This window comes from Streptomyces sp. NPDC059994 (genome assembly GCF_042737755.1).
In the GTDB taxonomy this organism is placed as follows: Bacteria; Actinomycetota; Actinomycetes; order Streptomycetales; family Streptomycetaceae; genus Streptomyces.
The window spans coordinates 1-25,629 of record NZ_JBHWUR010000108.1; the positions used below are offsets into that span (position 1 = coordinate 1).

At 72.8% G+C, this 25,629-nt stretch carries 18 protein-coding genes; 14 read left to right on the top strand and 4 right to left on the bottom strand.

Annotation, left to right across the window (positions count from 1 at the left end; genetic code table 11):
• Nucleotides 1-160: 160 nt before the first annotated feature.
• The 4 genes from ACFWA7_RS33375 to ACFWA7_RS33390 all read left to right on the top strand — a co-directional run bounded on the left by ACFWA7_RS33375 (nucleotide 161) and on the right by ACFWA7_RS33390 (nucleotide 5,055).
• Nucleotides 161-1,432, top strand: coding sequence for a sensor histidine kinase (locus ACFWA7_RS33375; RefSeq protein WP_385550084.1), 1,272 nt, complete (start codon nucleotides 161-163; stop codon nucleotides 1,430-1,432).
• The gene (locus ACFWA7_RS33380; RefSeq protein ID WP_385826794.1) at nucleotides 1,417-2,064 is read left to right on the top strand and encodes a LuxR C-terminal-related transcriptional regulator; all 648 of its coding nucleotides are present in this window, start codon (nucleotides 1,417-1,419) and stop codon (nucleotides 2,062-2,064) included. The genes ACFWA7_RS33375 and ACFWA7_RS33380 overlap by 16 nt, the downstream gene beginning before the upstream one ends.
• Before the next feature lie 214 nt (nucleotides 2,065-2,278).
• Entirely contained in the window at nucleotides 2,279-3,424 is a 1,146-nt protein-coding gene (locus tag ACFWA7_RS33385; protein WP_385826808.1) for a methyltransferase, read from the top strand.
• A gap of 116 nt (nucleotides 3,425-3,540) precedes the next feature.
• Nucleotides 3,541-5,055: a DUF1996 domain-containing protein gene (locus ACFWA7_RS33390; RefSeq protein ID WP_385826796.1), complete on the top strand. Its 1,515-nt coding sequence runs from the start codon at nucleotides 3,541-3,543 to the stop codon at nucleotides 5,053-5,055.
• Nucleotides 5,056-5,142: 87 nt separating this feature from the next.
• On the opposite strand, the gene ACFWA7_RS33395 is transcribed toward ACFWA7_RS33390, so the two are convergent.
• Nucleotides 5,143-5,538, bottom strand: a complete 396-nt coding sequence (locus ACFWA7_RS33395) for a hypothetical protein (protein WP_385550093.1) — start codon at nucleotides 5,536-5,538, stop codon at nucleotides 5,143-5,145.
• Between the two features lie 280 nt (nucleotides 5,539-5,818).
• On the opposite strand from ACFWA7_RS33395, the gene ACFWA7_RS33400 reads away from it, so the two are divergent.
• From ACFWA7_RS33400 to ACFWA7_RS33415, 4 genes are all read left to right on the top strand, one after another.
• On the top strand, nucleotides 5,819-6,139 hold the full coding sequence (locus tag ACFWA7_RS33400; protein WP_385826798.1) for a hypothetical protein: 321 nt from the start codon (nucleotides 5,819-5,821) through the stop codon (nucleotides 6,137-6,139).
• Nucleotides 6,140-6,701: 562 nt separating this feature from the next.
• Complete coding sequence (locus ACFWA7_RS33405; RefSeq protein WP_385550100.1) at nucleotides 6,702-7,541, top strand: tyrosine-protein phosphatase; 840 nt, start codon at nucleotides 6,702-6,704, stop codon at nucleotides 7,539-7,541.
• Between the two features lie 901 nt (nucleotides 7,542-8,442).
• On the top strand, nucleotides 8,443-10,170 hold the full coding sequence (recN, locus tag ACFWA7_RS33410) for a DNA repair protein RecN (protein WP_385826810.1): 1,728 nt from the start codon (nucleotides 8,443-8,445) through the stop codon (nucleotides 10,168-10,170).
• 184 nt (nucleotides 10,171-10,354) lie between these two features.
• Nucleotides 10,355-11,476 (top strand): glycosyltransferase family 4 protein, encoded by a 1,122-nt coding sequence (locus tag ACFWA7_RS33415; protein WP_385826800.1) that lies wholly within the window; start codon nucleotides 10,355-10,357, stop codon nucleotides 11,474-11,476.
• 12 nt (nucleotides 11,477-11,488) lie between these two features.
• Here the strand turns inward: ACFWA7_RS33415 and ACFWA7_RS33420 are convergent, their stop codons facing one another.
• From ACFWA7_RS33420 to ACFWA7_RS33430, 3 genes are all read right to left on the bottom strand, one after another.
• Nucleotides 11,489-13,111: a PucR family transcriptional regulator gene (locus ACFWA7_RS33420; protein WP_385826802.1), complete on the bottom strand. Its 1,623-nt coding sequence runs from the start codon at nucleotides 13,109-13,111 to the stop codon at nucleotides 11,489-11,491.
• 72 nt (nucleotides 13,112-13,183) lie between these two features.
• Entirely contained in the window at nucleotides 13,184-14,566 is a 1,383-nt protein-coding gene (locus ACFWA7_RS33425; protein WP_385548174.1) for an FAD-binding oxidoreductase, read from the bottom strand.
• Between the two features lie 288 nt (nucleotides 14,567-14,854).
• A complete protein-coding gene (locus tag ACFWA7_RS33430; protein ID WP_385548177.1) occupies nucleotides 14,855-16,657 on the bottom strand; it encodes a glycoside hydrolase family 15 protein in 1,803 nt (600 codons plus the stop codon).
• 429 nt (nucleotides 16,658-17,086) lie between these two features.
• On the opposite strand from ACFWA7_RS33430, the gene ACFWA7_RS33435 reads away from it, so the two are divergent.
• The 6 genes from ACFWA7_RS33435 to ACFWA7_RS33460 all read left to right on the top strand — a co-directional run bounded on the left by ACFWA7_RS33435 (nucleotide 17,087) and on the right by ACFWA7_RS33460 (nucleotide 25,121).
• Nucleotides 17,087-18,763 (top strand): CTP synthase, encoded by a 1,677-nt coding sequence (locus tag ACFWA7_RS33435; RefSeq protein ID WP_385548181.1) that lies wholly within the window; start codon nucleotides 17,087-17,089, stop codon nucleotides 18,761-18,763.
• 76 nt (nucleotides 18,764-18,839) lie between these two features.
• Nucleotides 18,840-19,466, top strand: a complete 627-nt coding sequence (locus tag ACFWA7_RS33440; RefSeq protein WP_385548184.1) for an NUDIX domain-containing protein — start codon at nucleotides 18,840-18,842, stop codon at nucleotides 19,464-19,466.
• 237 nt (nucleotides 19,467-19,703) lie between these two features.
• Nucleotides 19,704-21,806 (top strand): tetratricopeptide repeat protein, encoded by a 2,103-nt coding sequence (locus ACFWA7_RS33445; protein WP_385826804.1) that lies wholly within the window; start codon nucleotides 19,704-19,706, stop codon nucleotides 21,804-21,806.
• A 145-nt stretch (nucleotides 21,807-21,951) separates the two neighbouring features.
• Complete coding sequence (gene ald / locus ACFWA7_RS33450) at nucleotides 21,952-23,067, top strand: alanine dehydrogenase (protein ID WP_385548199.1); 1,116 nt, start codon at nucleotides 21,952-21,954, stop codon at nucleotides 23,065-23,067.
• A 414-nt stretch (nucleotides 23,068-23,481) separates the two neighbouring features.
• Nucleotides 23,482-24,603, top strand: a complete 1,122-nt coding sequence (locus tag ACFWA7_RS33455; protein WP_385826806.1) for a ParA family protein — start codon at nucleotides 23,482-23,484, stop codon at nucleotides 24,601-24,603.
• The gene (locus tag ACFWA7_RS33460; RefSeq protein WP_385548193.1) at nucleotides 24,588-25,121 is read left to right on the top strand and encodes a hypothetical protein; all 534 of its coding nucleotides are present in this window, start codon (nucleotides 24,588-24,590) and stop codon (nucleotides 25,119-25,121) included. The genes ACFWA7_RS33455 and ACFWA7_RS33460 overlap by 16 nt, the downstream gene beginning before the upstream one ends.
• The last annotated feature ends 508 nt before the right edge of the window (nucleotides 25,122-25,629 follow it).

The following is a 25,629-nucleotide window of genomic DNA, read 5'->3' on the forward strand; positions in this document are numbered from 1 at the left end:
CGGACCTCCGTGCCCGGGGCCGCCCCTTTTCCGGGCTGAATACGAGGTCAAGGGGTGTACGTAGGTACACCCCGGGCTGGGGGGACCGGCCCCGTGACCGCGCCCGGGTGGTGCGGCGAGACTGGGGACCCGGAAGAGCGATGCGAGGAAGAGGACGACGATGATCGTGACAAAGGCACGGGACGCCCTGGTGGCGGCCCGGCGCGGGTCGGTGCTCTCGGCGTCGGGCGTCGTCGTCTCCATCACGCTGTTCACCTGGGCCGTGGTGTCCATCGCGCTGATACCCGTCGGCATCGGCGTGCTGACCACCCCGCACGTCCTGAAGCTGGTGCGCGACCACGCCAACCGGCACCGGGTGTGGGCGAAGGAGTGGGCGGGCGTGACCATCCCCGTCCCCTACCGCCCGCTCCCCCGCGATCAGCGGTCCGGGGTGACCGGGGCGGTCGAGCGGTGCGGACTGCTGCTGAAGGACCCGGCGACCTGGCGCGACCTCCAGTGGATGTTCACCGACATGACGGCGGGCTTCCTCGTCGCGATCCTGGCGCCCGTGCTGCCGCTCTACTTCGTGTACGGGATCGTGCTCGCCGCGGGCGTCTGGGAGCCGATCGACCGGGCGGGCGGCGGCGAGTGGTTCACCTTCCTCCACGTCACCTCCCAGTCCACCGCCAACATGGCTGTCGCCCTCGGCGCCGCCTACGCCCTCCTCGGCCTCTTCGTGAACCCGGCCCTGATCCGCGCCCACTTCCGGCTCGCCGCCCTCTCCCTGGCGCCGACCCGGGAGCAGGAGCTCGCGCTGCGGGTGGAGCGCCTCACCGAGACCCGGCACGACGCCGTGGACACCTCGGCCGCCGAACTGCGCCGCATCGAGCGCGACCTGCACGACGGGGCCCAGGCCCGGCTCGTCGCCATGGGCATGAGCCTGGGCACCGTGGAGGCGCTGATCGAGAAGGACCCCGCGCGGGCCAAGGCGCTGCTCGTCAAGGCGCGCGAGTCGTCCGCCGAGGCGCTCACCGAACTGCGCGACCTGGTCCGGGGCATCCACCCGCCGGTCCTCGCCGAACGCGGCCTCGGGGACGCGGTGCGCGCCCTGGCGCTGCGCCTGCCGGTGCCGGTCGAGTTCGACGTGGACCTGCCGGCCGGGCGCGCCGAGGCACCGGTCGAGTCGGCCGCGTACTTCGCGGTCAGCGAGGTCCTCACCAACGCGGTCAAGCACGCCGAGGCCGACCGGATCTGGCTCGACCTCTCGTACGCGAGCGGGGCACTGCGCATCTCGGTCACCGACGACGGGCGCGGCGGGGCACGGGTGGGCGGCGGCTCGGGGCTGAGCGGCCTGGAGCGGCGACTGGGTACATTCGACGGCGTCCTGGCCGTCAGCAGTCCCGTGGGCGGCCCCACCATGGTGACCATGGAGATTCCTTGCGCGTTGTCCTAGCCGAAGATCTCTTCCTGCTCCGCGACGGGCTCGTACGGCTCCTTGAGGCGTTCGGCTTCGAGATAGTCGCGGCGGTCGAGAGCGGGCCCGAACTGACCAGGGCGCTGGCCGAGTCGGACCCGGAAGTGGCCATCGTCGACGTACGGCTGCCGCCCACGCACACCGACGAGGGCCTGCAGTGCGCGCTGGCCGCCCGGCGGGCCCGGCCGGGGCTGCCGGTCCTGGTCCTGTCGCAGCACGTGGAGCAGCTGTACGCGCGCGAGCTGCTCGCCGACGGGAACGGCGGGGTCGGCTACCTCCTCAAGGACCGGGTCTTCGACGCGGAGCAGTTCGTGGACGCGGTGCGCCGGGTGGCGGGCGGCGGCACCGCGATGGATCCTCAGGTGATCTCGCAGCTCCTGACGCGCAAGTCCCGGGACGAGCCGCTGGGCGGCCTCACCCCGCGCGAGCGGGAGGTCATGGAGCTGATGGCGCAGGGCCGCTCCAACACGGCGATCGCGCAGCAGCTGGTGGTGACGGAGCGGGCGATCGCCAAGCACACGTCCAATATCTTCGCGAAGCTGGGGCTGCCGGTTTCCGACGACGACAACCGGCGGGTGCTGGCCGTGCTGGCTTATCTGGAGCGAGGGTGACCGCTTCGCGGGGTGCGGATTCCGTTCGGCTGCGGGCCGTGGGGGGCTGGTCGCGCCCACGCGGCGGAGCCGCATATGTCACCGCCCCGCGCCCGTAGGGGGTGGGGTGGGCCGGGACCGCGATGGACCGCCGTGGCCGCCCCCAGCCCCGTTCCCACGCGTGGGTGGCGCGGGAGCGGGCCCCCGGCGGGTTAGCCTGGCCGGAATGAACCGCATGAACACGCCCTGGGGCCCGTACGACCTGACCCGCTTTCCCGAGGACCCGCGCGATCAGCTGCGGGCCTGGGACGCCGCCGACGAGTATCTGCTGCGGCACCTGGAGGACACGGACCTCTCGGGGTCCGTGGTGGCCCTCGGTGACCGGTGGGGCGCCCTGACGACCGCCCTCGCGGCCCGGGGGGCGGGCTCGCTCACGCAGATCAGCGAGTCCTTCCTCGGCCAGGAGGCGACCCGGGCGAACCTGGCGCGGGCGGGGGTGGCGGAGGACGCCGTCACTCTGCTCTCGACCCACGACGAGCCGCCCGCCCGGGTGGACGTGCTGATCGTCCGCGTACCGAAGAGCCTGGCCCTCCTGGAGGACCAGCTGCACCGGCTCGCGCCGGGTGTGCACGCGGACACCGTGGTCGTCGGCACCGGCATGGTGAAGGACATCCACACCTCCACGCTGAACCTGTTCGAGCGGCTCCTAGGCTCGACGAAGACCTCGCTGGCCGAGAAGAAGGCCCGGCTGATCTTCTGCGAGCCGGACCCGGAGCTCGCCCGGCCGGTGAACCCGTGGCCGCTGACGTACTCCCTGGAGATGGGCATCGGCCCGGCCTCCGGGCTCGCCGTCACCAACTACGCGGGCGTGTTCTGCGCCGACCGCCTCGACATGGGCACCCGCTTCCTGCTCCAGCACCTGCCCGCCCGCTCCGGCCCGGACCGGGTCGTCGACCTCGGCTGCGGCAACGGCATCGTGGGCACGGCGGCGGCGCTCGCCAACCCCGAGGCGACGGTGGTGTTCACGGACGAGTCGCACCAGGCGATCGCCTCGGCGCGGGCGACGTTCCGGCTCTGTACGGGCGCGGCCCGGGAGGACAACGCCGAGTTCCGCCTCGGCGACGGGCTGAGCGGGTTCCCGCCGGGCACGGCCGACCTGGTGCTCAACAACCCGCCGTTCCACACCCATCAGGCCACCACGGACCGCACCTCCACGCGGATGTTCACGGACGCGCGCGAAGCGCTGCGGCCGGGCGGCGAGTTGTGGGTCGTGGGCAACCGCCACCTGGGCTACCACCTCAAGCTCCAGCGGCTCTTCGGCAACAGCGAACTCGTCGCCAGCGATCCGAAGTTCGTGGTGCTGCGCGCGGTCAAGCGCTGAACGTCCGATCCGGGCGACCGGTGCTTCTGGAGATACCTACGAAATAGCCGGGGCGTTGAACGCCCCACGCGCCCCATGCGTATGGAACGACGCGCTGCTTCAAGCGAAGGAGTTCCATGGGACGCTCAATACGAAAACGGCCGACCTTCCCCCGGCGGATGACGATGGCCGCCGCGGCACTGTTCATCGGCGGGGGCGGCCTTGTCGCGGTGAATGTGTACGCCTCGGCCAGTGACGACCCGGGGAAGGCCCAAGTACGGGCCGCCCCGGTGCGGAATGTGTCGACGATCGACTGCCCGGACGTGTCCAACAGCCTGCCGGACGTGCCGGATTCGGCCCGCCCCGAGGTGGACCGCGAACTGGCCGCCATTGATACACAGATCACCGACGCATACGAGAAGTTCGCCTCGAACAAAGACCGTGTCGACCGGGATCCCGGATACGGCCAGCAGGTCGTACTTGATCCGCTGAAGGACAAGCGGACGGCCTCGCTCGACCGGATCGCCGGCGCCGTCGGCCGCGGCGGCGGACGGCAGCCGCAGGGAATGCAGGGGCTCGCCCCGTGCACCCTGCGCGCCGACGACAGCGGCGGAGGCGGCCAGGGAGCCGCCCAGGCGGCCGGGCAGGCGGCCGGGCAGGCCCAGGGCCAGAACCAGGGCCAGGGACAAGGACAGAACCAAGGACAGAACCAAGGGCAGGGCCAAGGTCAGGGCCAGGGCGCCGGTGGTCAGGCGCAGGGCGTTGGGAACGGGCCCGCGAAGAGCGACTTCGTCGACATCCGGTCCGTACAGCCGAATGTGCGGACCCCCCGCACCCAGCGCAACGGCTCGACCGGTCTCTTCACCAGTAGTTGCGGCGTCAACCAGAATGCGAAGCGGAATCCGGACAACGTCATCGTCGCGCCCGGTGTGAGCAATGGCGCCCACCATATGCACGACTATGTCGGAAACCAGGCGAACGATGCCTTCGCCAGTGACGCCGTTCTGGCCAATGGCGGTACGAGCTGCCGCAACCAGGGCGACAAGTCCACGTATTACTGGCCCGTAGTGCGTCTGCAGAACGGCCAGAACGAGAACGACGCCAAGGCGGACGGCGGCGGCAAGGACAAGAACGTCGGAAAGATCCAGACGCCCGTCCAGGTCACCATCAAGTTCGCCGGAAATCCGGTCAGCAAGGTCACCGCGATGCCGCGCTTTCTGCGGATCATCACCGGCGACGCGAAGGCATTCACCAACGGCAACGCGAATGCCAACGCGTCCTGGAGCTGCACCGGATTCGAGAACCGCCAGCTCAAGGACAAATACCCGATCTGTCCCCAGGGCAGCAAGGTAGTCCGCACCTTCAATTTCCAGAGCTGCTGGGACGGGAAGAACACGGACAGCGCGAACCACCGGACGCACGTCGCCTTCGCGGGCAAGAACGGTGCGTGCGCGGGCGGCTTCAAGGCGATCCCGCAGCTCCAGCAGCGGATCGTGTACGCCGTGCCGCCGGGCCCCGGGTTCGCCGTCGACTCGTTCCCCGAGCAGCTCCACAAGCCCGTCACCGATCACGGTGACTTCATCAACGTCTTCAGCGATGCGCTGATGAGGAGGGCGGTGACCTGCATCAACACGGGGCGCAGCTGCGCCTGACCGACAGGGCGCGCACGCGCCTGGAAACCCGCTCCCCCTGATTGGCTCCCCCGGGTCACCCCACCCGGGGGAGCATCCCCTGCGCGGTCAGCTCATGTGGTGGTGTCCGGAATGGTTGGTCCCGGTCTCGACACTGCCACCGAGCCGGCCGCGCAGCGCGTTGACCACGTTCTCGTCGCCGACGGCGACCCACTTGCGGCCCACCAGATAGGCGCCGCCGTAGTCCTTGGCGCCATTGATCCACTCCCGCTGGCCGCGGTCCGTGGCGAAGGTCGCCAGGACGTAACGGCCGTCCTTGGTGTCGCAGTTGGCCTGCCGGAGCTCGGCCGCGTTGGTGGAGATCTTCGGCTTGCAGGCGGCCTGGGCCGCGATCTCTTCGAGGGTTCCGCCGGCCGTCTTCGGCGCGTCGTGGCCGTGCCCTCCGCAGCCCGCGGCTAGGGTCACGACCGCGGCCGCCAGGGCCGCTCGTACAAGAGTGCGCATGCCTCCATCGTGCCCTCAAACACTCCCTCCCCGTGGGCGTTCGGCCATTTCAGTGGCCCCATCGCCCGGCACCCGCCGCGCCGTTGATGTGCGCTCCGCACGCGCCTTTTGTCACCCCGACAACACGAGAAGCGCCGAGCCCGTGACCGAGCTGCCGAGTCCCTCGACCCCGTCGAGACGTACGGTGCTGAGCACCGCGGGAGCCATCGGCGCCGGGCCGCGGCCGGGGCGACACCCCCCGCGCGCGCGGCCCCGGCGCCCTCCGCGGTTGCACACCCGCTTGACACCCGGACCCGCCCGGGACGCCCTCTTCCGGCTCCTGCCCGGGCACGCCGACCGGATCCGGCTGACCCCGCTGCCCGACGGCGGTCCCGGCCGCTTCCGGGTCACCGGCTCGGGCGGGCGCGTCGAGATCGCCGCCACCGGCCCGCACCAATTCGTCCTCAACGACACCCACGACGGCTGCACCGGCCCGTACGCCGACTGGCCGCGCTGGGAGCGGCTGCTCGACGTCCTGGCGCTGCACTGGACCTGTGGAAGGACATCGCGCAGTTCGGCACGGCGTACCGGGAGGGGTCCCTGCGGGAGGGCACGGTGGTGACACTGAGCGTCGACTCCCTTGGAAACAACGGCAGTTGGGCACGGGGCGGGATCGTCGCGCGCAACGGCCTCGGGGTGCCGGGGTCGGCCCGGCTTCCTGAATCCGGCGGCGCCCCCCGGCCAGGGCGTGGTGCTCTCGTACGACGCGGACGGCGACGGACTCCTCGACACCTACCGCCGGATCACGGGGGTGGCGGCGCCGGTGCTGCTGCGGCTGAGCCGCGGCCCGGCCGCGTTTGTTCACCGGCGCCTGCTCGACGGACGCCGGGGCGAGCCGGGGCGAGCCGGGGCGAGCCGGGGCGAGCCGGGGCGAGCCGGGGCGAGCCGGCGGACGGTAGGCACGGTGACGGTGCCGGGGACGGCCGCCGTCCAGGACGCGGGGCTGTTCATGAGTGCGGCCAATGGGGGCAGTGGGACGCGGGGGACGGCGGAGTTCCGGGGTTGGGCGGTGGTGTGGGGGGCGTTGTTACGTTTCGGGGCGGATGGGGGCACACATGGACGAGTCCAGGCCATGTTCCCCGCCCCCTCCCGCCCCCTCCCCCTGTACAGGAGTGCGTCCGCCCATGACCGCGATCCCCGCCACCAGCGTCGCCAACCTCCGCGATCTCGGCGGTACGCCGCTCGCCGGGGGCCGTACGGTCCGGCCCGGCCTGGTCTTCCGGGCCGGGGCGCTCGAACGGTTCGACCCGGGCGGGGACCCGGCGGTGGCCGGGCTCGGGATCCGTACGGTCGTCGACCTCCGTACGGACGCCGAGCGGGCCGAGCGGCCCGACCGGCTGCCGGACGGGGCGCGGCTCGTCGTCGCGGACGTGCTGGCGGACGCGGTGGCCGACGCGGTGGCGGACGCGGTGAGCGGGTCCGGGGCGCCGGCTGCCGCACAGCTGCGGCACGTGCTGGCCGACCCCGTCGCGGCCGAGCAGCACCTCGGCGGGGGCCGGGCGCAGGTGGTGTTCGGCGACCTGTACCGGGGCCTGGTGTCGTCGCCGTCGGCCCGGGCCGCGTACCGGACGCTGCTGCTCGAACTGGCGGCCGAGGACGCGGGTCCTGTGCTCTTCCACTGCACGGCGGGCAAGGACCGTACGGGGTGGGGGGCGACGGTGCTGCTGTCCCTGCTGGGGGCGTCGTCGGAGGTGGTGGAGCGGGAGTACCTGTCGGTCAACGGGGCGGTGCGGCAGGCGTTCGCGCCGCTGATCGAGGGGTTCACGGCGCAGGGGGGTGATCCGGAGATCGCGCTCGCGGTGATCGGGGTGGTGCCGGAGTATCTGGCGGCGGGGCTGGGGGAGGTGGCGTCGCGGTACGGGTCGATGGGGGCGTATGTGCGGGAGGGGTTGGGGGTGGGGGAGGGGGTGGTGCGGCGGCTCCGCTCCCGCTTGGTGGATCCCCCCACCCCGCCCGTTCCCTAAACCCTCCGGGGGTGGGTGGGGGTGAAGGTGGTCTCCCGGGGGCTACGCCCCCACACCCCCTGGCGGGGCCTGCGGGCCCCTGCACCCCGCTCCGGGGCTCCGCCCCGGACCCCGTTCGTCTGCGGGTTCGGTGGGGGCTGGTCGCGCAGTTCCCCGCGCCCCTGAAGGGGCGGGGCCTGCGGCCCCGGCACCCCGCTCCGGGGCTCCGCCCCGGGCCTCTTGCAGGGGGTGGGTGGGTCACCTGGGCTTCGCCCCCGGACCCCGTTCGTCTGCGGGTCGTCTTGGGCTGGTCGCGCAGTTCCCCGCGCCCCTGAAGGGCGGGGCCTGCGGCCCCTGCCCCGCTCCTCAAGCAGCTGGCCGGGGGCTGCATGTGCGGGCCCCGTCCCTCGCACGCCGGAGGGGCTGAACGCGCCCGGGCCCGCTCCTCGCACGCCGGAGGGGCTGAATTTTGGCCGGGCCCCTTCTGCCTTGAGGGGCGCGGGGAACTGCGCGAACAGCCACAGCCGACCCGCGGACGAATACCGGGCCAAAAAGGGGCCGCGGGGAACTGCGCGAACAGCCACAGCCGACCCGCGGACGAATACCGGGCCAAAAAGGGGCCGCGGGGAACTGCGCGAGCAGCCACAGCCGACCCGCGGACGAACACCGGGCCGAAAAGGGGCGCGGGGAACTGCGCGAGTAGCCCCCACCGGTCCGCAGACGGAAGGGGGTCTGGGGGCGTAGCCCCCGGGAGAACGCCTCCCCCCACCCCTGGAGGCCGCGCCGCGGAGCCGCGAATGTCACAGAGGGAAGGGGCGGGGTGGGGCAAAACGTGCGTGCGGGTCAACCGGGAGGGTGAGCGTGTGGGGGGCGTCGCAAACCGGGGGGCGGACCTCGTAAGGTCGGGGGCGTGTTGGAGGAGATGCGGATACGGTCGCTCGGGGTCATCGACGACGCTGTCGTCGAGCTGTCGCCCGGGTTCACCGCGGTGACCGGCGAGACCGGTGCGGGCAAGACCATGGTCGTCACCAGTCTGGGGCTGCTGCTCGGCGGGCGCGCCGACCCCGCGCTGGTGCGGATCGGCGCCAAGTCGGCGGTCGTCGAGGGGCGGATCGCGCTGCGCGCGGGCGCCACCGCGGCGATCCGCGCGGAGGAGGCCGGGGCGGAGCTCGACGAGGGCGCGCTGCTGGTCAGCCGTACCGTCTCGGCGGAGGGCCGCTCGCGGGCGTTCCTCGGCGGGCGCTCCGTGCCGGTCGGCGTCCTCGCGGAGCTGGCCGACGAGCTGGTCGCCGTCCATGGGCAGACCGATCAGCAGGGGCTGCTCAGGCCTGCCCGGCAGCGGGAGGCGCTGGACCGGTACGCCGGGGACGCCGTGGCCGGGCCGCTGGCCAAGTACGCGGAGGCGTACCGGCGGCTGCGGGCCGTCGTCGGGGATCTGGAGGAGCTGACCACGCGGGCGCGCGAGCGGGCGCAGGAGGCCGATCTGCTGCGGTTCGGGCTCGACGAGATCGCGGCGGTCGAGCCGCTGGCGGGTGAGGACACGGAACTCGCCGCCGAGGCCGGACGGCTCGGGCACGCCGAGGCGCTGGCGTCCGCGGCCGCCCTCGCGCACGCCGCCCTCGCGGGCAACCCCGAGGACCCGGAGAGCGTCGACGCGACCACCCTGGTCGCGGGCGCGCACCGGGCCCTGGACGCCGTACGGTCGCACGACCCCGCGCTGGCCGCGCTGGCCGAGCGCATCGGCGAGGTCGGAATCCTCCTCGGCGACGTGGCGGGCGAGCTCGCCGGGTACGCGGACGACCTCGACGCCGACCCCCTGCGGCTCGCGGCCGTGGAGGAGCGGCGGGCCGCGCTGACCGGGCTCACCCGTAAGTACGGCCAGTACGGCGACGGTATCGAGGCCGTACTCGCCTGGGCGCAGCAGGGCGCCGCCCGGCTGACCGAGCTGGACGGCGACGACGACCGGATCGGCGAGCTGACGGCCGAGCGGGACGGGCTGCGCGGTGAGCTGTCCGTCCTGGCGCAGGAGTTGACCGACGCCCGCACCGAGGCCGCGGCGCGCTTCGCGGACGCGGTGACGGCCGAGCTGGCGTCGCTCGCGATGCCGCACGCGCGGGTGTCGTTCGCGGTACGGCAGGTGGAGGACGCCGAGGGCGTCGAGGTGGACGGGCGGACCGTGGCGTACGGGCCGACCGGCGCGGACGAGGTGGAGCTGCTGCTCGCCCCGCACCCGGGCGCCCCGGCGCGGCCGATCGCCAAGGGCGCGTCGGGCGGTGAGCTCTCCCGGGTGATGCTCGCGGTCGAGGTGGTCTTCGCGGGAACGGACCCGGTGCCCACGTACCTCTTCGACGAGGTCGACGCGGGCGTCGGCGGGCGGGCGGCGGTCGAGATCGGCCGGCGCCTGGCGAAGCTCGCCAAGTCGGCGCAGGTCGTGGTGGTCACCCATCTGCCCCAGGTGGCGGCCTTCGCGGACCGCCAGCTCCTGGTGGAGAAGACCAGCGACGGCACGGTCACCCGGTCCGGTGTCACCGTCCTGGAGGGCGAGGACCGCGTCCGCGAGCTCTCCCGGATGCTGGCGGGCCAGGAGGACTCCGAGACGGCCCGGGCCCACGCGGAGGAGCTGCTGGCGACGGCACGGGCGGAGGGGTAGCCCCGGCTCCGCCCTCCCCCGGGGGTCATCCGGCCGCCGCGGTTCACCCGTGTGGGTGGTCCCCCGGCCCGGTCCGCCGCCTGTCGACACGGGGAAACGCCCGGACGGGGGCGGAACGTCCGTGCGGGCTGGCATCCTTGGCCGGGTCCACACCGGCCCACCGCCGACCCGGGAGCCTGTTCACGTGTCACAGCTGCGTACGGTGCAAGTGCTGGGCGGCGGCAGTGCGGGCAGCAGCGCGCATGTGCGCTCGCTGGCGGCGGGGCTCGTCGCGCGGGGCGTCCGGGTCACCGTCTGCGCTCCCGCCGCGCTGGAGCGGGAGTTCGACTTCCGGGGTGCGGGCGCCCACTTCGTCCCCGTGCCCCGGCGCGGCGACCCGGTGGCGGTCGGCGCCCTGCGGGCGGTCTGCGCGGGCGCGGACGTGGTGCACGCGCACGGGCTGCACGCGGCCGTACGGACCGCCCTCGCCCTGGGCGGGCGGCGCGCGATCCCCCTCGTCGTCACCTGGCACACCTTCCCCCAAGCTCTCCGCTCCGGTCGAGCAGGGGGGACCCCCTTCCACGCCGAGGGCGCCCGGGGCCGGTTGCTGGGGGTGCTGGAGCGGCGGGCGGCCCGTGCGGCCGCCGTGGTGCTCGGCACCTCGTCCGACCTGGTCGACCGCGCCCGGCGGTGCGGCGCCCGGGACGCCCGGCTCGCCGCGGTCGCGGTCCCCGGGCCCCGTACGCCCGCCCCGGACGGCAAGGCGCGGGCAGAACTCGGCGCCGTGGACCGGCCGTTGCTGATGGCCGTCGGCAGCCTGGTCGAGCACCGGGGGTACGACGTGCTCCTGGACGCGGCCCACCACTGGAAGGCGCTCGACCCCGTACCGCTGCTGGCGATCGCGGGGGAGGGCAGGCAGCGGGCCGCGCTCCAGCGGCGCATCGAGGCCGAGGCGCTGCCCGTGAAGCTGCTCGGGCGGCGCGACGACGTCACCGAGCTGCTGGCCGCCGCCGACGCGGCTGTGCTGGCGAGCCGCTGGGAGGGGCGCTCGCTGCTGGCCCAGGAGGCGCTGCGGCTCGGGGTGCCGCTGGTCGCGACCGCCGTGGGCGGGATCCCGGAGCTCGTCGGGGACGCGGCCGAGCTGGTGCCGTACGGGGACGCGGCGGCGCTCGGGGACGCCGTGGCGCGGCTGCTCGCCGACCCCGGACGGTGCCGCGAGCTCGCCGAGGCCGGGCTCGTACAGGCGGCGGGCTGGCCCACCGAGGACGAGACCGTGGCCCAAGTGCTCAGTGTCTATGACGAATTGACCCAGCGTCAGGGGCTCTGACCGGCCGGGCGGTTACGGGACGTGGCGGCGGGCGCGCAGGGCCAGGGACAGCGCCAGTACCGTCTGCGGGTCGTCCAGGTCCGTGCCGAGCAGCTCCGCGATGCGGGCCAGCCGGTTGTAGAGCGTCTGCCGGTTGAGGTGCAGCTCGCGGGCCGTCTCCGCCTTGCGGCCGGCGTGCGCCAGATAGGTCTCCAGGGTGGGCAGCAGCGGCGGGCGCGAGGCCGCGTCATGGGTGCGCAGCGGGCCGATGGCGCGCTCCACGAACGCCGCCAGGTCCGGGTGTTCGCGCAGCCGCCACAGCAGCAGGTCGATGTCCAGGCGCCGGGCGTCGTACCAGGGGCGCTCCGACAGGCCCTGCGCGGCCGCGGCGGTCTCGGCCGCGTGGCGCAGCCCCGCCGACGCGGCCGCCCAGCCGCCCGCGACCCCGACCACCACCACCGGCTGGGCCCCGGCCCGGGCGAGCCCGGCGCGCTCCACACCGGCCCGCAGCGCCGCCGCCACCCGGTCGGCGACCGCCGTGCGCTCCGACTCCGAGCGCAGCCCGAGCAGCAGCGGGACCCGGCCCTCCACCGGCCGTACGCCGAGCAGGACCGGCACGCCCACCGCGGACAGCTCCTCCAGGACCGCACGCGCCAGGACCGCCCAGTTGCCGGTGGGGGACAGCTCGGACGTCAGCCGCATCACCACCGGCAGCAGCGGGCCCTCGCCCGGCTTGAAGCCCAGCACCTTCGCCTGCGCGGGCGCGTCCTCGGCGGTGATGCGGCCCTCGGCGAGGTCGGTCAGGAAGTCGCCGCGCCCGCGCGCCGCCAGCTCCTCCTCCTGGCGCGCCTGCATCAGCACCACCGCGAGGATGCCCGCGGCCCGCTCCGCCGCCATCCGGTGGACCGGCAGCAGCGGCGCGGCGACGGCGAGCAGGGCGATCCGGGCCCGTACCGCGCCGGTGCCGTGGCCGCCGCCGGGCACGTCCACCAGGACCGCGCCGGCCGGCGGCCCCGACTCGCGGGACTCGCGCTGGCCGCGCAGCCCCTCCCACACCTGGAGCGGGTCGGCGCCCGCCTCGCCGGAGCCGGCGGCCGCGTAGAGCAGCTGGCCGTCCGGGGTCTCCAGGAACACCGGGTTCGCTGTGAAGTCGGCCAGGATCGACAGGACCTGGGGCACGCCGCCGCCCGAGAGCAGCGCGCCGGTGCACCGCCGGTGCACCTCCTCGGCGCGCTGGAGCAGGGCGTAGTGGCCGTTGACGATCTCGGTGTGGATCTCCTCGGTCACCGTCACGAACGCGACCTCGCGGTGCAGCGCGACCAGCGGCAGCCCGGCCGCCCGCGCGGTGTCCACGATGGTGGCGGGCAGGCGGCTGAAGCGCGGGCCGAGTTCGACGACCAGTGCGGCGATGCCCCGCTCGGCGAGGCGCCGTACGAAGGTGCGCTGTTCGGCGGGGCGGGTGCCCAGGCCCAGGCCGGTGGTCAGCAGCAGCTCGCCGCCCTTGAGCAGCGAGGCGATGTTGGGGACCTCGCCCGCGTGCACCCAGCGCACCGTGCGGCCCAGGCGCTCGGCCCCGGCGACCACCTCGGGGAGCCCGCCGCGCAGCCCGGGCAGCTCCAGAGCGCGCTGCACGGTGATCCCGCCCTGGCTGTCCAATGGGGTTCACCTCGTGTTTTGTCGTACCGGACGGTGATGCGGGTCACGGTACGACACGCTTCTCCGTTTCCGTCAGGCCGGGGCGATGTTGTGGTTGAAGCGGAAGACGTTGTCCGGGTCGTAGGCGCGCTTCACCTCGGCGAGCCGGCGCATGTTCTCGGCGCCGAGGCCCGCGACCACCCGGTCGGAGCCCTCGTCGCCGGTGAAGTTGAGGTAGACCGCGCCGGTCGACCACGGCTGGACCTTGGCCCGGACGTCCTTGACCCACTGGCGGCAGCGCTCGTCGTCCGCCGGGTCCTCCCAGATCCCGAAGGGGTGTACGGCCCAGGCCGCGTCGCGGTAGGGCACCGGGTACCCGGCGGGGCCGTCGGCGATGGCGCCGCCCAGCGGGAAGATCACGTGCTGGGTGCCGGTGGGCGTCGGGATGGACTCGCCCAGGGAGCAGAAGACATCCACGAGCTCGTCGGGCAGTCCGGTCAGATACTCGGCCGACCAGTAGTTCCGGAGCCCGGGCGGGTCGTCCATCATGCACTGCATGTCCACGTACGGCATGGCCGTGACGATCTCGACCTCGTGCTCCAGGGCGATCAGCGGCTGGGCGACCTTGCGCATGGCCTCCTCGCCGCCCGCGTAGGCCACGAGGGCGCCGCACAGCACCTTTCCGACCAGGTGCTCGGGGATGAACGGCTCGGGCGGTGCGGTCATGTACAGGACACCGCCGCTCGCCTCCGTCGGCCCGTTCGCGATGAGCTCGCGATAGGTGTGCGCCACCTCGGGGGCGCGCTCGGGCAGGTACAGCAGCATGGCGATGGAGTACTCGGGCAGATCGTGCAGCCGCAGGGTGATCGAGGTGGCGACGCCGAAGTTGCCGCCGCCGCCGTGCAGCGCCCAGAACAGCTCGGGGTTCTCCTCGGCGCTCGCCGTCACCACGCTGCCGTCGGCGGTGACCAGCTCGACGCCGAGCAGGTTGTCGACGGCAAGGCCGAACCTGCGGTCCAGCCAGCCCGACCCGCCGCCGAGGACGAAGCCGCCGACGCCGGTGGTGGAGACGCGCCCGCCCGTGGTGGCCAGGCCGTGCTCCTGGGTGGCCCGGTCCAGCTGGCTCATGATGGCGCCGCCCTGGACGCGGACGGCGTGGGCGGCCGGGTGGACGGTCACCTCGTGCATCCGGCGCAGATCGATGACCAGGCCGTTGTCGTTGAGGGCCTGGCCGGAGACGCTGTGGCCGCCGCCGCGTACGGCGATCTTGAGGTCCAGGTCGCGCGCGAAGCGCACGGAGGTGACCACGTCCGCGTCGGACTCGCACTGGGCGATCACGGCGGGGCGCCGGTCGATCATGGCGTTGAAGACCGTCCGGGCCTCGTCGTAGCCCGGATCGTCCGGCGCGAACACCTCACCGGCGAGGTCTTCGCGGAGCTCGGCGAGGGCCGTGCCCGCTTTCGAGGGGGTGGTCATGGCGCGCCCCCTTCCAGGAGGGGACAGAACAATTCCACTCTAAGCGGACACGGAGCCCTCGGGCGCGGCGAGCTGTAGGTTCTCGTCGCTCATGTCCTACGGCGAGGCTGTGACCTGTGGCTTCTCGCGGTGTCTCACGCCGTGGCCAGCCGCTCGTTCTCACGGCTGTGTCCAAATCCTCGGCCTTTGCCACCGAGGGCGCGTCGCTGACCTGCGAAGTCTCAGCGCTGGCCACCGAGTGGCCACGGTTCGTGAGAATTGGCCACGAGTTTTGGGAACCTACACGAGCTACCCCCCGTACGCCCCCGAAGCGGTCAGCCGCAGTGCCGTGTCGATCAGCGGAACGTGGCTGAATGCCTGCGGGAAGTTGCCCACCTGCCGCTGCTCCCGCGGGTCCCACTCCTCGGCGAGCAGCCCCAGGTCGTTGCGGAGCGAGAGCAGCCGCTCGAAGAGCTTCCGGGCCTCGTCGACCCGGCCGATCATGGCCAGGTCGTCCGCCATCCAGAACGAGCACGCCAGGAACGCGCCCTCGTCGCCCTCCAGACCGTCACAGCCGGCCTCCTCGCCCGCCGTCGGATAGCGCAGGATGAACCCGTCGGGGGTGGACAGCTCGCGCTGGATCGCCTCGATGGTGCCGATCACGCGCTTGTCGTCCGGCGGCAGGAAGCCCATCTGCGGGATCAGCAGCAGGGAGGCGTCCAGCTCCTTGGAGCCGTACGACTGCGTGAAGGTGTTGCGTTCCTTGTCGTACCCCTTCTCGCACACATCGCGGTGGATGTCGTCGCGCAGCTCGCGCCACTTCTCCAGCGGGCCGTCCGCGTCGCCCGACTCGATCAGCTTGATGGTGCGGTCGACGGCGACCCAGGCCATCACCTTGGAGTGCACGAAGTGGCGGCGCGGGCCGCGCACCTCCCAGATGCCCTCGTCCGGCTGGTCCCAGTGGTCCTCCAGGTAGCGGATCAGCTTGAGCTGGAGCAGCGAGGCGTAGTCGTTGCGGGCCAGGCCCGTCATGTGCGCCAGGTGCAGGGCCTCGGTGACCTCGCCGTACACGTCCAGCTGGAGCTGGCCGGCGGCGCCGTTGCCGACCCGGACCGGGGCCGAGCCCTCGTAGCCGGGCAGCCAGTCCAGCTCGGCCTCGCCCAGCTCCCGCTCGCCCGCGATCCCGTACATGATCTGGAGGTTCTCGGGGTCGCCCGCGACCGCCCGCAGCAGCCACTCCCGCCAGGCGCGGGCCTCGTCGCGGTAGCCGGTGCGCAGCAGCGAGGAGAGGGTGATCGCCGCGTCCCGCAGCCAGGTGTAGCGGTAGTCCCAGTTGCGCGAGCCGCCGATGTCCTCGGGCAGCGAGGTGGTGGGCGCGGCGACGATGCCGCCGGTGGGGGCGTAGGTGAGCGCCTTGAGCGTGATCAGTGAGCGGACCACGGCCTCGCGGTAGGGCCCGTGGTACGTGCAGTGCTCGACCCACTCGCGCCAGAAGTCCTCGGTCGCCTCCAGGGCCGCCTCCGGCTCCGGGAGCGCGGGCGGCTCCTTGTGGGAGGGCTGCCAGCTGATCGTGAAGGCGATCCGCTCACCGGGGGAGACGGTGAAGTCGGAGTACGTCGTGAGGTTCTTGCCGTAGGTGTCGACCGGTGTGTCCAGCCAGACCGAGTCGGGGCCCGCCACCGCGACCGTACGGGTGTCGACCTTGTGCACCCAGGGCACGACACGCCCGTAGCTGAAACGCATCCGCAGGGCGCTGCGCATCGGCACCCGGCCGCTGACGCCCTCCACGATCCGGATCAGCTGCGGCGCGCCGTCGCGCGGCGGCATGAAATCGGTCACCCGGACCGTGCCGCGCGGGGTGTCCCACTCCGACTCCAGGATCAGCGAGTCGCCCCGGTAGCGGCGCCGGTCCGCCCGGGGTGGCGGCGCGTCGGCCGCATGGGCCGGGCCGATCCGCCAGAAGCCGTGTTCATCGGTGCCGAGCAGTCCGGCGAAGACGGCGTGCGAGTCGAAGCGTGGCAGGCACAGCCAGTCGGTCGTGCCGTCCCGGCAGACCAGTGCGGCGGTCTGCATGTCTCCGATGAGTGCGTAATCCTCGATGCGCCCGGCCACGTGCAATCTCCAGTCGAACGGCCATGTCCGCCCCGCGGGGCGCTTACTGCTACTGCGATGCGGTCAAGGGATCGCCAACGAGCGCATGTCGTGGGTGACGGCCGGGGTGGCGCCGTGTTACCAGCGGCTCGGCGGCGAGTGTCCGAGCAGGATACGACGCACGTGGGTGATCCGCCGATGCCTTCCGCCAACGCCGTTCGGCCGTCCGGGTGAGTGGAGCACACTGGGTTGGCCGGGCGTATGCGGAGCGTGGCCGGAAGCGGGCCGCCGCACTCGCTGATACCCTGGTAGCCCGTGGCCGGGTGGTGAAAAAACCCCCGAACCGCAGCGACGGCGCCCCCCGGAAACTCGTACGGCAACTTGTACGAGATCCACAGAGGGTGACCGGCACGCACTTCAGACAGCGACCACGGGAGCCCCCTCTTGGCCATGCAGACTCGATCCTTGGCATCCTCGACGACCAAGCACATCTTCGTCACCGGGGGTGTCGCCTCTTCCCTCGGCAAGGGTCTGACTGCCTCCAGCCTGGGTGCGCTCCTCAAGGCGCGCGGCCTGCGCGTCACCATGCAGAAGCTCGACCCGTACCTGAACGTCGACCCGGGAACGATGAACCCGTTCCAGCACGGTGAGGTGTTCGTCACCAACGACGGCGCCGAGACCGACCTGGACATCGGCCACTACGAGCGCTTCCTCGACGTCGACCTCGACGGCTCGGCCAACGTCACCACCGGCCAGGTCTACAGCACGGTCATCGCCAAGGAGCGGCGCGGCGAGTACCTGGGCGACACCGTGCAGGTCATCCCGCACATCACCAACGAGATCAAGCACCGCATCCGCCGCATGGCCACCGACGACGTCGACGTCGTCATCACCGAGGTGGGCGGCACGGTCGGTGACATCGAGTCGCTGCCGTTCCTGGAGACCGTCCGCCAGGTCCGCCACGAGGTCGGCCGCGACAACGTCTTCGTCGTGCACATCTCGCTGCTGCCCTACATCGGCCCCTCCGGCGAGCTGAAGACCAAGCCGACCCAGCACTCGGTCGCCGCCCTGCGCAACATCGGCATCCAGCCCGACGCGATCGTGCTGCGCGCCGACCGCGAGGTGCCGCTGTCCATCAAGCGCAAGATCTCGCTGATGTGCGACGTCGACGAGGCCGCGGTGGTCGCCGCCATCGACGCCAAGTCGATCTACGACATCCCCAAGGTGCTGCACACCGAGGGCCTGGACGCGTACGTCGTCCGCAAGCTGGACCTGCCGTTCCGCGATGTGGACTGGACGCAGTGGGACGACCTTCTCGACCGGGTCCACAACCCGCAGCACGAGGTCACCGTCGCGCTCGTCGGCAAGTACATCGACCTGCCCGACGCCTACCTCTCGATCACCGAGGCCATGCGCGCCGGCGGCTTCGCCAACAAGGCCCGCGTCACGGTCAAGTGGGTCACCTCGGACGACTGCAAGACCCCGGCCGGCGCCAAGAAGAACCTCGGTGACGTGGACGCGATCCTGGTGCCCGGCGGCTTCGGCGACCGCGGCGTCAACGGCAAGATCGGCGCGATCCAGTACGCCCGCGAGAACAAGGTGCCGCTGCTCGGCATCTGCCTGGGCCTGCAGTGCATCGTGATCGAGGCCGCCCGCAACCTGGCCGGCATCCCGGACGCCAACTCCACCGAGTTCGACGCCGCCACCGCCCACCCCGTCATCTCGACGATGGAGGAGCAGCTGGCGTACGTCGAGGGCGCGGGCGACCTGGGCGGCACCATGCGCCTGGGCATGTACCCGGCGAAGCTCGCCGAGGGCTCGATCGTGCGCGAGGTCTACGGCGACCAGCCGTACGTCGAGGAGCGCCACCGCCACCGCTACGAGGTCAACAACTCCTACCGCGCGGAGCTGGAGAAGAAGGCGGGCATCGTCTTCTCGGGCACGTCCCCCGACAACAAGCTCGTCGAGTACGTCGAGTACCCGCGCGAGGTGCACCCCTACCTGGTCGCCACCCAGGCGCACCCGGAGCTGCGCTCCCGCCCGACCCGCCCGCACCCGCTCTTCGCGGGTCTGGTGAAGGCGGCCGTCGAGCGGCAGGAAGCCGCGCGGAAGAACGGCAAGAAGTAACCAGACGATACGGTTGCCGGGGTACGGGTCCTTCGGGACGCGTACCCCGGTTTTCGCTTTTTGCGGGAGGACATCGATGCAGCTCCAGGACACCTCCGAGGAATGGCGGGTCGTCGCCACCACGACCCCGTTCGAGGGCAACAAGACCAGCGTCCGCACCGACGACGTGGTCATGCCCGACGGCACGGTCGCGCGCCGCGACTACCAGGTCCACCCGGGCTCCGTGGCCGTCCTCGCCCTCGACGGCGCGGGCCGGGTCCTGGTGCTGCGCCAGTACCGCCACCCGGTGCGCCACAAGCTGTGGGAGATCCCGGCCGGGCTGCTCGACGTGCCCGGCGAGAACCCGCTGCACGCCGCCCAGCGCGAGCTGTACGAGGAGGCGCACGTCAAGGCCGAGGACTGGCGGGTCCTCACCGACGTCTACACCACGCCCGGCGGCTGCGACGAGGCCGTACGGATCTTCCTCGCCCGCGATCTCTCCGAGGCGGAGGGCGAGCGCTTCGAGGTCTCCGAGGAGGAGGCCGACATGGAGCTGGCCCGGGTGCCCGTCGACGAGCTCGTCCGGGGTGTGCTCGCCGGTGAGCTGCACAACAACTGCCTGGTGGTGGGCGTCCTCGCGCTCACGGCCGCACAGGCGGGGTCCGGTCTTGAGGCGCTGCGCCCGGCCGAGGCGCCCTGGCCGGCCCGACCGTTCGAGAAGTGAGCCGCTCGCGGAGGTGAGCCGCTCGGAGATTTCGAGCCGTCGACGGGCCGGTGCGCGAGGAGCGCGCCGGCCCGTCCGGCGTACCCGCCGGTATGTCCGTCCGGCGATCCGCTGATCCGATCGGGCGACCTGCCCGCCGCGCTCCGCCGGGCCGCTGACCCCGCGTGAACTACGCTCGGAACGCCCGTGCGGAGACCCGCCGGGCTCGGCTCGTGCGCAGCGGACGGAGCGTGGCCCGTGACGGAGCAGGCGGTGGACGTGGGCGGCTCTGCCGCGGGGTGCGAGCCGTGCGCGCCGGAGGCGACCGGCCGTCAGTTCTTCGGCCGCCAGCGGGAGTTGAAGGAGCTGCGCGAGGACGTGGAGCGGGCGGGGCTCGACACCCTGTCCGGTCGCAAGTCGCCGCGCGCCCGGGTGCTGCTGATCGCCGGACGCCCCGGCTCCGGGCGGACCGCCCTCGCCGAGGAGCTGGCCCGCCGGCTCGCCGCCGACTACCCCGACGGGGTGCTGCGCGCGTCCCTGCGCGAACCCGGCGGCACCCCGGTCCCCGCCGAGCGGGTGGCCCGCGATCTGCTCGACGCCCTTGAGGTCCCGGTGCCGCCCGGCGGCGGTGAGGACGAGCTGGCCCAGCTGGTGCGCGAGGCGCTCACCCAGCGAAGGGCGCTGCTGCTGCTCGACGACGCGGTCGGCGCCGACCAGGTCGACCCGCTGCTGCCGCAGAACGCCGACTGCCTGGTCGTGGCGACCGCCCGCGGACCCCTCACCGGCGTCCCGGACGTCCGGCCCTGCACCCTCGGCGGCCTCGACTCCAGGGCGGCCGTCGAATTCCTGGAGAGCTTCACCGGCGCGGTACGGATCACGGTGGACCCGCGCACCGCCGAGAACCTGGTCGAGGAGTGCGCGGGAGTGCCCGCCGCCATCGCCCTGGTCGGCGGCTGGCTGGCGGCCCGGCCCCAGGCGGCCGTCTCCGATGTCGCCAAGCGGTTGCACGCGCTACCCGATGAGGGCGGGCCCCTGGGCGGCCAACTGCCCGTCGCGGAGCGCCCGTTGGTGCGTGCCTTCCGGCTGGTGTACGAGTCGCTGCCGCGGCCCACCGCCCGGCTGCTGCGGCTGCTCCCGCTCACCCCGGCCGGGATCGTGGACGCCCAGACCGCCTCGGCGCTCGCCGGGTGCTCGGTGTCGGCGGCCCAGAACACCCTGGAGGACTTCGTCGCATACGGGCTGCTGAGGGTCTTCGGCGACCCGGAGGAGCAGCCCGCCCAGTACGCGGTGCCCGGCTGGCTGGCTCCGCTGTTGCACAGGCTCGCGGAGGCCGCCGACCGGCCCGGCGAGCTCCAACTGGCCCGGGCCCGGATGCTGGAGCGGACCGTACGGCTGCTCCAGTCCTGCCGGGCGGTCACCGAGCCCGACGGCTCCGCGGCCCGCAAGAAGCTCGCCGGGCTGCCCCGCGCCCTGCGCTTCCCCAACGAGCGGCTGGCCGCCGCATGGCTGGAGGCCCGCCGGCCCGCGCTGCTGGCGGCCGCCCGGCTCGCGGTCGAGGACGGCGAGCTGGACACGCTGGCCAGAAGGCTGGTCGCGGCCCTGGTCCGGGCGCTGGCCGCGCACCGCGGGACCGGGGAGGCCGCACCCGATCTCTATGGTCTGCACCAGCTGGTTCTCGACGTCGCCGAGCGGCGCGGGCTGCACCGGGAGAAAGCCGCGGCCCTGCTCAATCTGGGCGATCTGGACGCGGAGGCCGGGCGCACCGGTGACGCGCTGGTGCGCTACCGGGCGGCCCTGGACGCGGGCCGGGCCGCGAACGACCCGTACGCGACGGGCCGCGCGATGGAATCCGTAGGCGGCGCCCACCAGGAGCGGGGCGACTGGACGCGGGCCGCCGACTGGTACGGGCGGGCCCTGGCGCAGCGCCTCGCCCGGGGAGAGCGGGAGGACGAGGCGCGCCTCTACGGGCGTATCGGCGCGGTGCTCACCTACGCGGGCCGCTACGGCGAGGCACTCCGCAGTTGGCGCGCCGCGGTGGCCGGATACCGCCGTATCGGCGATCTGCCGAGCCAGGCGCGGGCGCTGAGCGAGGCGGCCCGGGTGCAGGAGTACGCCGGGCGGCCCGAGGAGTCGCTGCGCACCTGCCGCGAGGCGGTCGAGTGGGCGAGGCAGGCCGGTGATCTGCGTCTCCAGGCCGCGCTCCAGCTGCGCCTCGCGGACACCCTCGACCGGCTGGGAGACCCGGCGGGGGCCAGGCTGCACCGGGGCGCCGCCGAGACCCTGTTGGGGCCTGACGGAGGAAGTGGGGAGGAAGACGAGGCTCCGGCCTACGAAATCCGCAGCGCTTCGGCCAAAGATTAGTTGTTTGTAAGGGTAGACAGCAGGAAAACCTTCATTAGACTGGCTCCGCCGCTCCTACTTGCGGTGTATCCCGGTGCGCCTTGGTGCATCCGGGTATGAATGCATTACACCCCCTTCATCCCCTGAGCCAAGGACCGTGATCGACGTGAAGGTCGGCATCCCCCGCGAGGTCAAGAACAACGAGTTCCGGGTGGCCATCACCCCCGCCGGCGTGCACGAGCTGGTGCGCCACGGCCACCAGGTCGTCATCGAGCAGAACGCCGGTGCCGGCTCGTCGATCACGGACGCCGAGTACGTGGCCGCCGGCGCCGAGATCCTGGGCACCGCCGACGAGGTGTGGGCCACCGCTGACCTGCTGCTGAAGGTCAAGGAGCCCATCGCCGAGGAGTACCACCGCCTCCGCAAGGACCAGACGCTCTTCACCTACCTGCACCTCGCCGCGTCCCGCGAGTGCACGGACGCCCTCCTGGAGTCCGGCACCACCGCCATCGCGTACGAGACGGTGGAGACCGCGGGCCGCGCGCTGCCGCTGCTCGCTCCGATGTCCGAGGTCGCGGGCCGCCTCGCCCCGCAGGTCGGCGCGTACCACCTGATGCGCTCGGTCGGCGGCCGCGGCGTCCTGCCCGGCGGCGTCCCCGGCACCCACGCCGGCAAGGCCGTCGTCATCGGCGGTGGCGTCTCCGGCTGGAACGCCACCCAGATCGCCGTCGGCATGGGCTTCCACGTGACCCTGCTCGACAAGGACATCAACAAGCTCCGCGAGGCCGACAAGGTCTTCGGCACCAAGGTGCAGACGATCGTCTCCAACGCCTACGAGCTGGAGAAGGCCGTCATCGAGGCCGACCTCGTCATCGGCGCCGTCCTCATCCCGGGCGCCAAGGCCCCGAAGCTGGTCACCAACGAGCTCGTCGCCAAGATGAAGCCCGGAAGTGTCCTTGTCGACATCGCGATCGACCAGGGCGGCTGCTTCGAGGACTCGCGTCCCACCACCCACGCCGAGCCGACCTTCATGGTCCACGACTCGGTCTTCTACTGCGTCGCCAACATGCCCGGCGCGGTGCCCAACACCTCCACCTACGCGCTCACCAACGCCACGATGCCCTACATCGTTTCGCTGGCGAACAACGGCTGGGCCGAGGCGCTGCGCCGCGACCCCGCGCTCGCGCTGGGCCTCAACACCCATGACGGCCAGGTCGTTTACGGCCCCGTCGCCGAGGCCCACGGCCTGGAGACCGTCGAGCTGAGCACGCTCCTCGGCTGATCCGAGCGCTGTGGTAGCGCTCTGACGAAACGGTTCGTCAACGCGCGCCGTCAACCTCACCCACCCGGCCGGACCTTGTCGCCCAAGGTCCGGCCGGATGTGTATCGCGACACTTCCACCGGAGTGTGGCAGGCTCGCTCAACTCGCCTCGAACGTAACTCTTTAACCGTTTCGCGCACCCCTGAAACTCGCGCTCTGATGCCCGTACGCCCTTGACAGAGCGGTGTTCGGTTGCCGACACATCCGGCCGGGTCCGGCGGATTGTGTTGCTGCGGACCGGTGACACGCCATAGAGTCGCCAACCGTCGGCATGGTGCCACGCTGACCTATCGATAAAGTTTCCTGGTCACTTCCAAGGAGGTAAGACGACTTGTGAATGAGTCGACATTTACTCCTGGAGGTGGTCAACCAGGGATGCCCGCACGGGGCCATGGCCCTTCGGGGCCTGCTGAGGCTGTCGGCTCCGTCGCGGTCCGCACCTTCGCAACCACCCCGCACATGACGACAGCCCCACGGATGATGGACGGCCTACACGTGAACGCCATGGCCGGCAACGAGAGTGGCCGGGACACCGCTGCTCTCGCCGACTTTGAGGATGTGCCCCAGGGGCACTTCTACGACCCCGACGCCGAATACGAGCCCGACCCCGAGTACGCGGCCACCCTCGCCCCCGACGCCGCACGCCAGCGCCGTGAGCGGATCGGCCCGACCGGACGGCCGCTGCCGTACTTCCCGATCCCGGGTCCGCTGACCGACCACGGTCCCGCGAAGATCATCGCGATGTGCAACCAGAAGGGCGGCGTCGGCAAGACCACGTCGACCATCAACCTGGGTGCCGCGCTCGCGGAGTACGGACGCCGGGTGCTGCTCGTCGACTTCGACCCGCAGGGCGCCCTCTCGGTGGGCCTGGGCGTGAACCCGATGGAGCTCGACCTCACGGTCTACAACCTGCTCATGGAGCGGGGCATGTCGGCCGACGAGGTCCTGCTCAAGACCGCGGTTCCCAACATGGACCTGCTGCCGAGCAACATCGACCTCTCCGCCGCCGAAGTGCAGCTGGTGAGCGAGGTGGCCCGGGAGTCGACGCTCCAGCGCGCCCTGAAGCCCCTGATGGCCGACTACGACTACATCGTGATCGACTGTCAGCCCTCGCTCGGCCTGCTCACCGTCAACGCCCTGACGGCGGCTCACAAGGTGATCGTGCCGCTGGAGTGCGAGTTCTTCGCGCTGCGCGGTGTGGCCCTGCTGACCGAGACGATCGAGAAGGTCCAGGAGCGGCTCAACCCCGACCTGGAGCTCGACGGCATCCTCGCGACCATGTACGACTCCCGTACGGTGCACAGCCGCGAGGTCCTGGCCCGGGTGGTCGAGGCCTTCGACGACCACGTCTACCACACGGTGATCGGCCGTACCGTGCGCTTCCCGGAGACCACGGTCGCCGGCGAGCCGATCACGACGTACGCGTCCAACTCCGTGGGCGCCGCCGCCTATCGCCAGCTCGCCAGGGAGGTGCTCGCCCGGTGTCACGCCGAGTGAGTCTGCCCGGGGCCGACGAACTGTTCCGTACGACCGGAGGAATGGCACTCCAGTCCTCCACCCCGAGGCGGACCAACGGCGAGGCGAGGGTGCCCGGACCGGCGGGCGAGAGCGACCCGGTCACGGACGAGTCCGCGGCGCGGGCCGAGCACTCGGCGGCGGAGGAGGATCCGGCGTCGGGCGAGCCCCGCAGCCGCACGGCCACCGCGTCCGGCGAGGCCGCCAAGGGGGCCCGTCCGGGCGCTCCGGCCGCCCCCAGCACCGCGGCGCAGCGGCGGCGGGCCCGGGCGGCCAACCGGCGGCCCAGCGGGCGCGAGCGCCACGACGAGAAGATCACGGTGTACGTCTCCGCGGAGGAGCTGATGGACCTGGAGCACGCGCGCCTGGTCCTGCGCGGAGAGCACGGGCTCGCCGTCGACCGCGGGCGGATCGTCCGCGAGGCCGTCGCGGTGGTCCTGGCCGATCTGGAGTCCCGGGGCGACGCGAGCATTCTCGTACGGCGTCTGCGGGGCCGGTAGCACTAGCCTGCGCCGTGCGGCCCGCGCCGCCCGCGCTGCCTCGTACCGCCCGCTCCGCACCCCCTGGACCGCCTCTTGCCCACCGTCGACGACCCGGACGTTCCCGCTGCGCGGGGGGCTCGGCGTGCGCTGGGGCGGGGGCCGGGGGGTTCCTCCGGGGATTTCCCCACCCCGCCCACCCCGCCCCTTCCCGGCAGTGACATCGGCGGCTCCGCCGCGTGGCCTCGGCGGGCGGCCGGGGGAGTGGTGGAGGAGGGGGAGAGTTCCCCGGGGGCTTCGCCCCCGGCCCCCCTTGCGGGACCTGCGGCCCCTGCGCCCCGCCTTCGGGGCTCCGCCCCGGACCCCGACCCTGCGGATGCTTCCCCGGTCTCCGAGCCCGCGCCTGACACGGCCCCGGAGCCCCGCCTTGGGGGGGGGGCCCCCCGCCCCCGCCCCGCCGCGGGTACCCGCGCCCACCCCCACCACCCCCCCGGGAACCGGGAGCACGCCAAAAACATAACCCCCCAAG

Bases quoted from the DNA above. Each gene is read 5' to 3' on its own strand.
- ACFWA7_RS33455 (WP_385826806.1), top strand. From the start codon at position 23,482: ATGCCCGCACGGGGCCATGGCCCTTCGGGGCCTGCTGAGGCTGTCGGC.
- ACFWA7_RS33390 (WP_385826796.1), top strand. From the start codon at position 3,541: ATGGGACGCTCAATACGAAAACGGCCGACCTTCCCCCGGCGGATGACG.
- recN (WP_385826810.1), top strand. From the start codon at position 8,443: ATGCGGATACGGTCGCTCGGGGTCATCGACGACGCTGTCGTCGAGCTG.
- ACFWA7_RS33435 (WP_385548181.1), top strand. From the start codon at position 17,087: ATGCAGACTCGATCCTTGGCATCCTCGACGACCAAGCACATCTTCGTC.
- ACFWA7_RS33395 (WP_385550093.1), bottom strand. From the start codon at position 5,538: ATGCGCACTCTTGTACGAGCGGCCCTGGCGGCCGCGGTCGTGACCCTA.
- ACFWA7_RS33375 (WP_385550084.1), top strand. From the start codon at position 161: ATGATCGTGACAAAGGCACGGGACGCCCTGGTGGCGGCCCGGCGCGGG.
- ACFWA7_RS33440 (WP_385548184.1), top strand. From the start codon at position 18,840: ATGCAGCTCCAGGACACCTCCGAGGAATGGCGGGTCGTCGCCACCACG.
- ACFWA7_RS33385 (WP_385826808.1), top strand. From the start codon at position 2,279: ATGAACACGCCCTGGGGCCCGTACGACCTGACCCGCTTTCCCGAGGAC.
- ACFWA7_RS33405 (WP_385550100.1), top strand. From the start codon at position 6,702: ATGACCGCGATCCCCGCCACCAGCGTCGCCAACCTCCGCGATCTCGGC.
- ACFWA7_RS33425 (WP_385548174.1), bottom strand. From the start codon at position 14,566: ATGACCACCCCCTCGAAAGCGGGCACGGCCCTCGCCGAGCTCCGCGAA.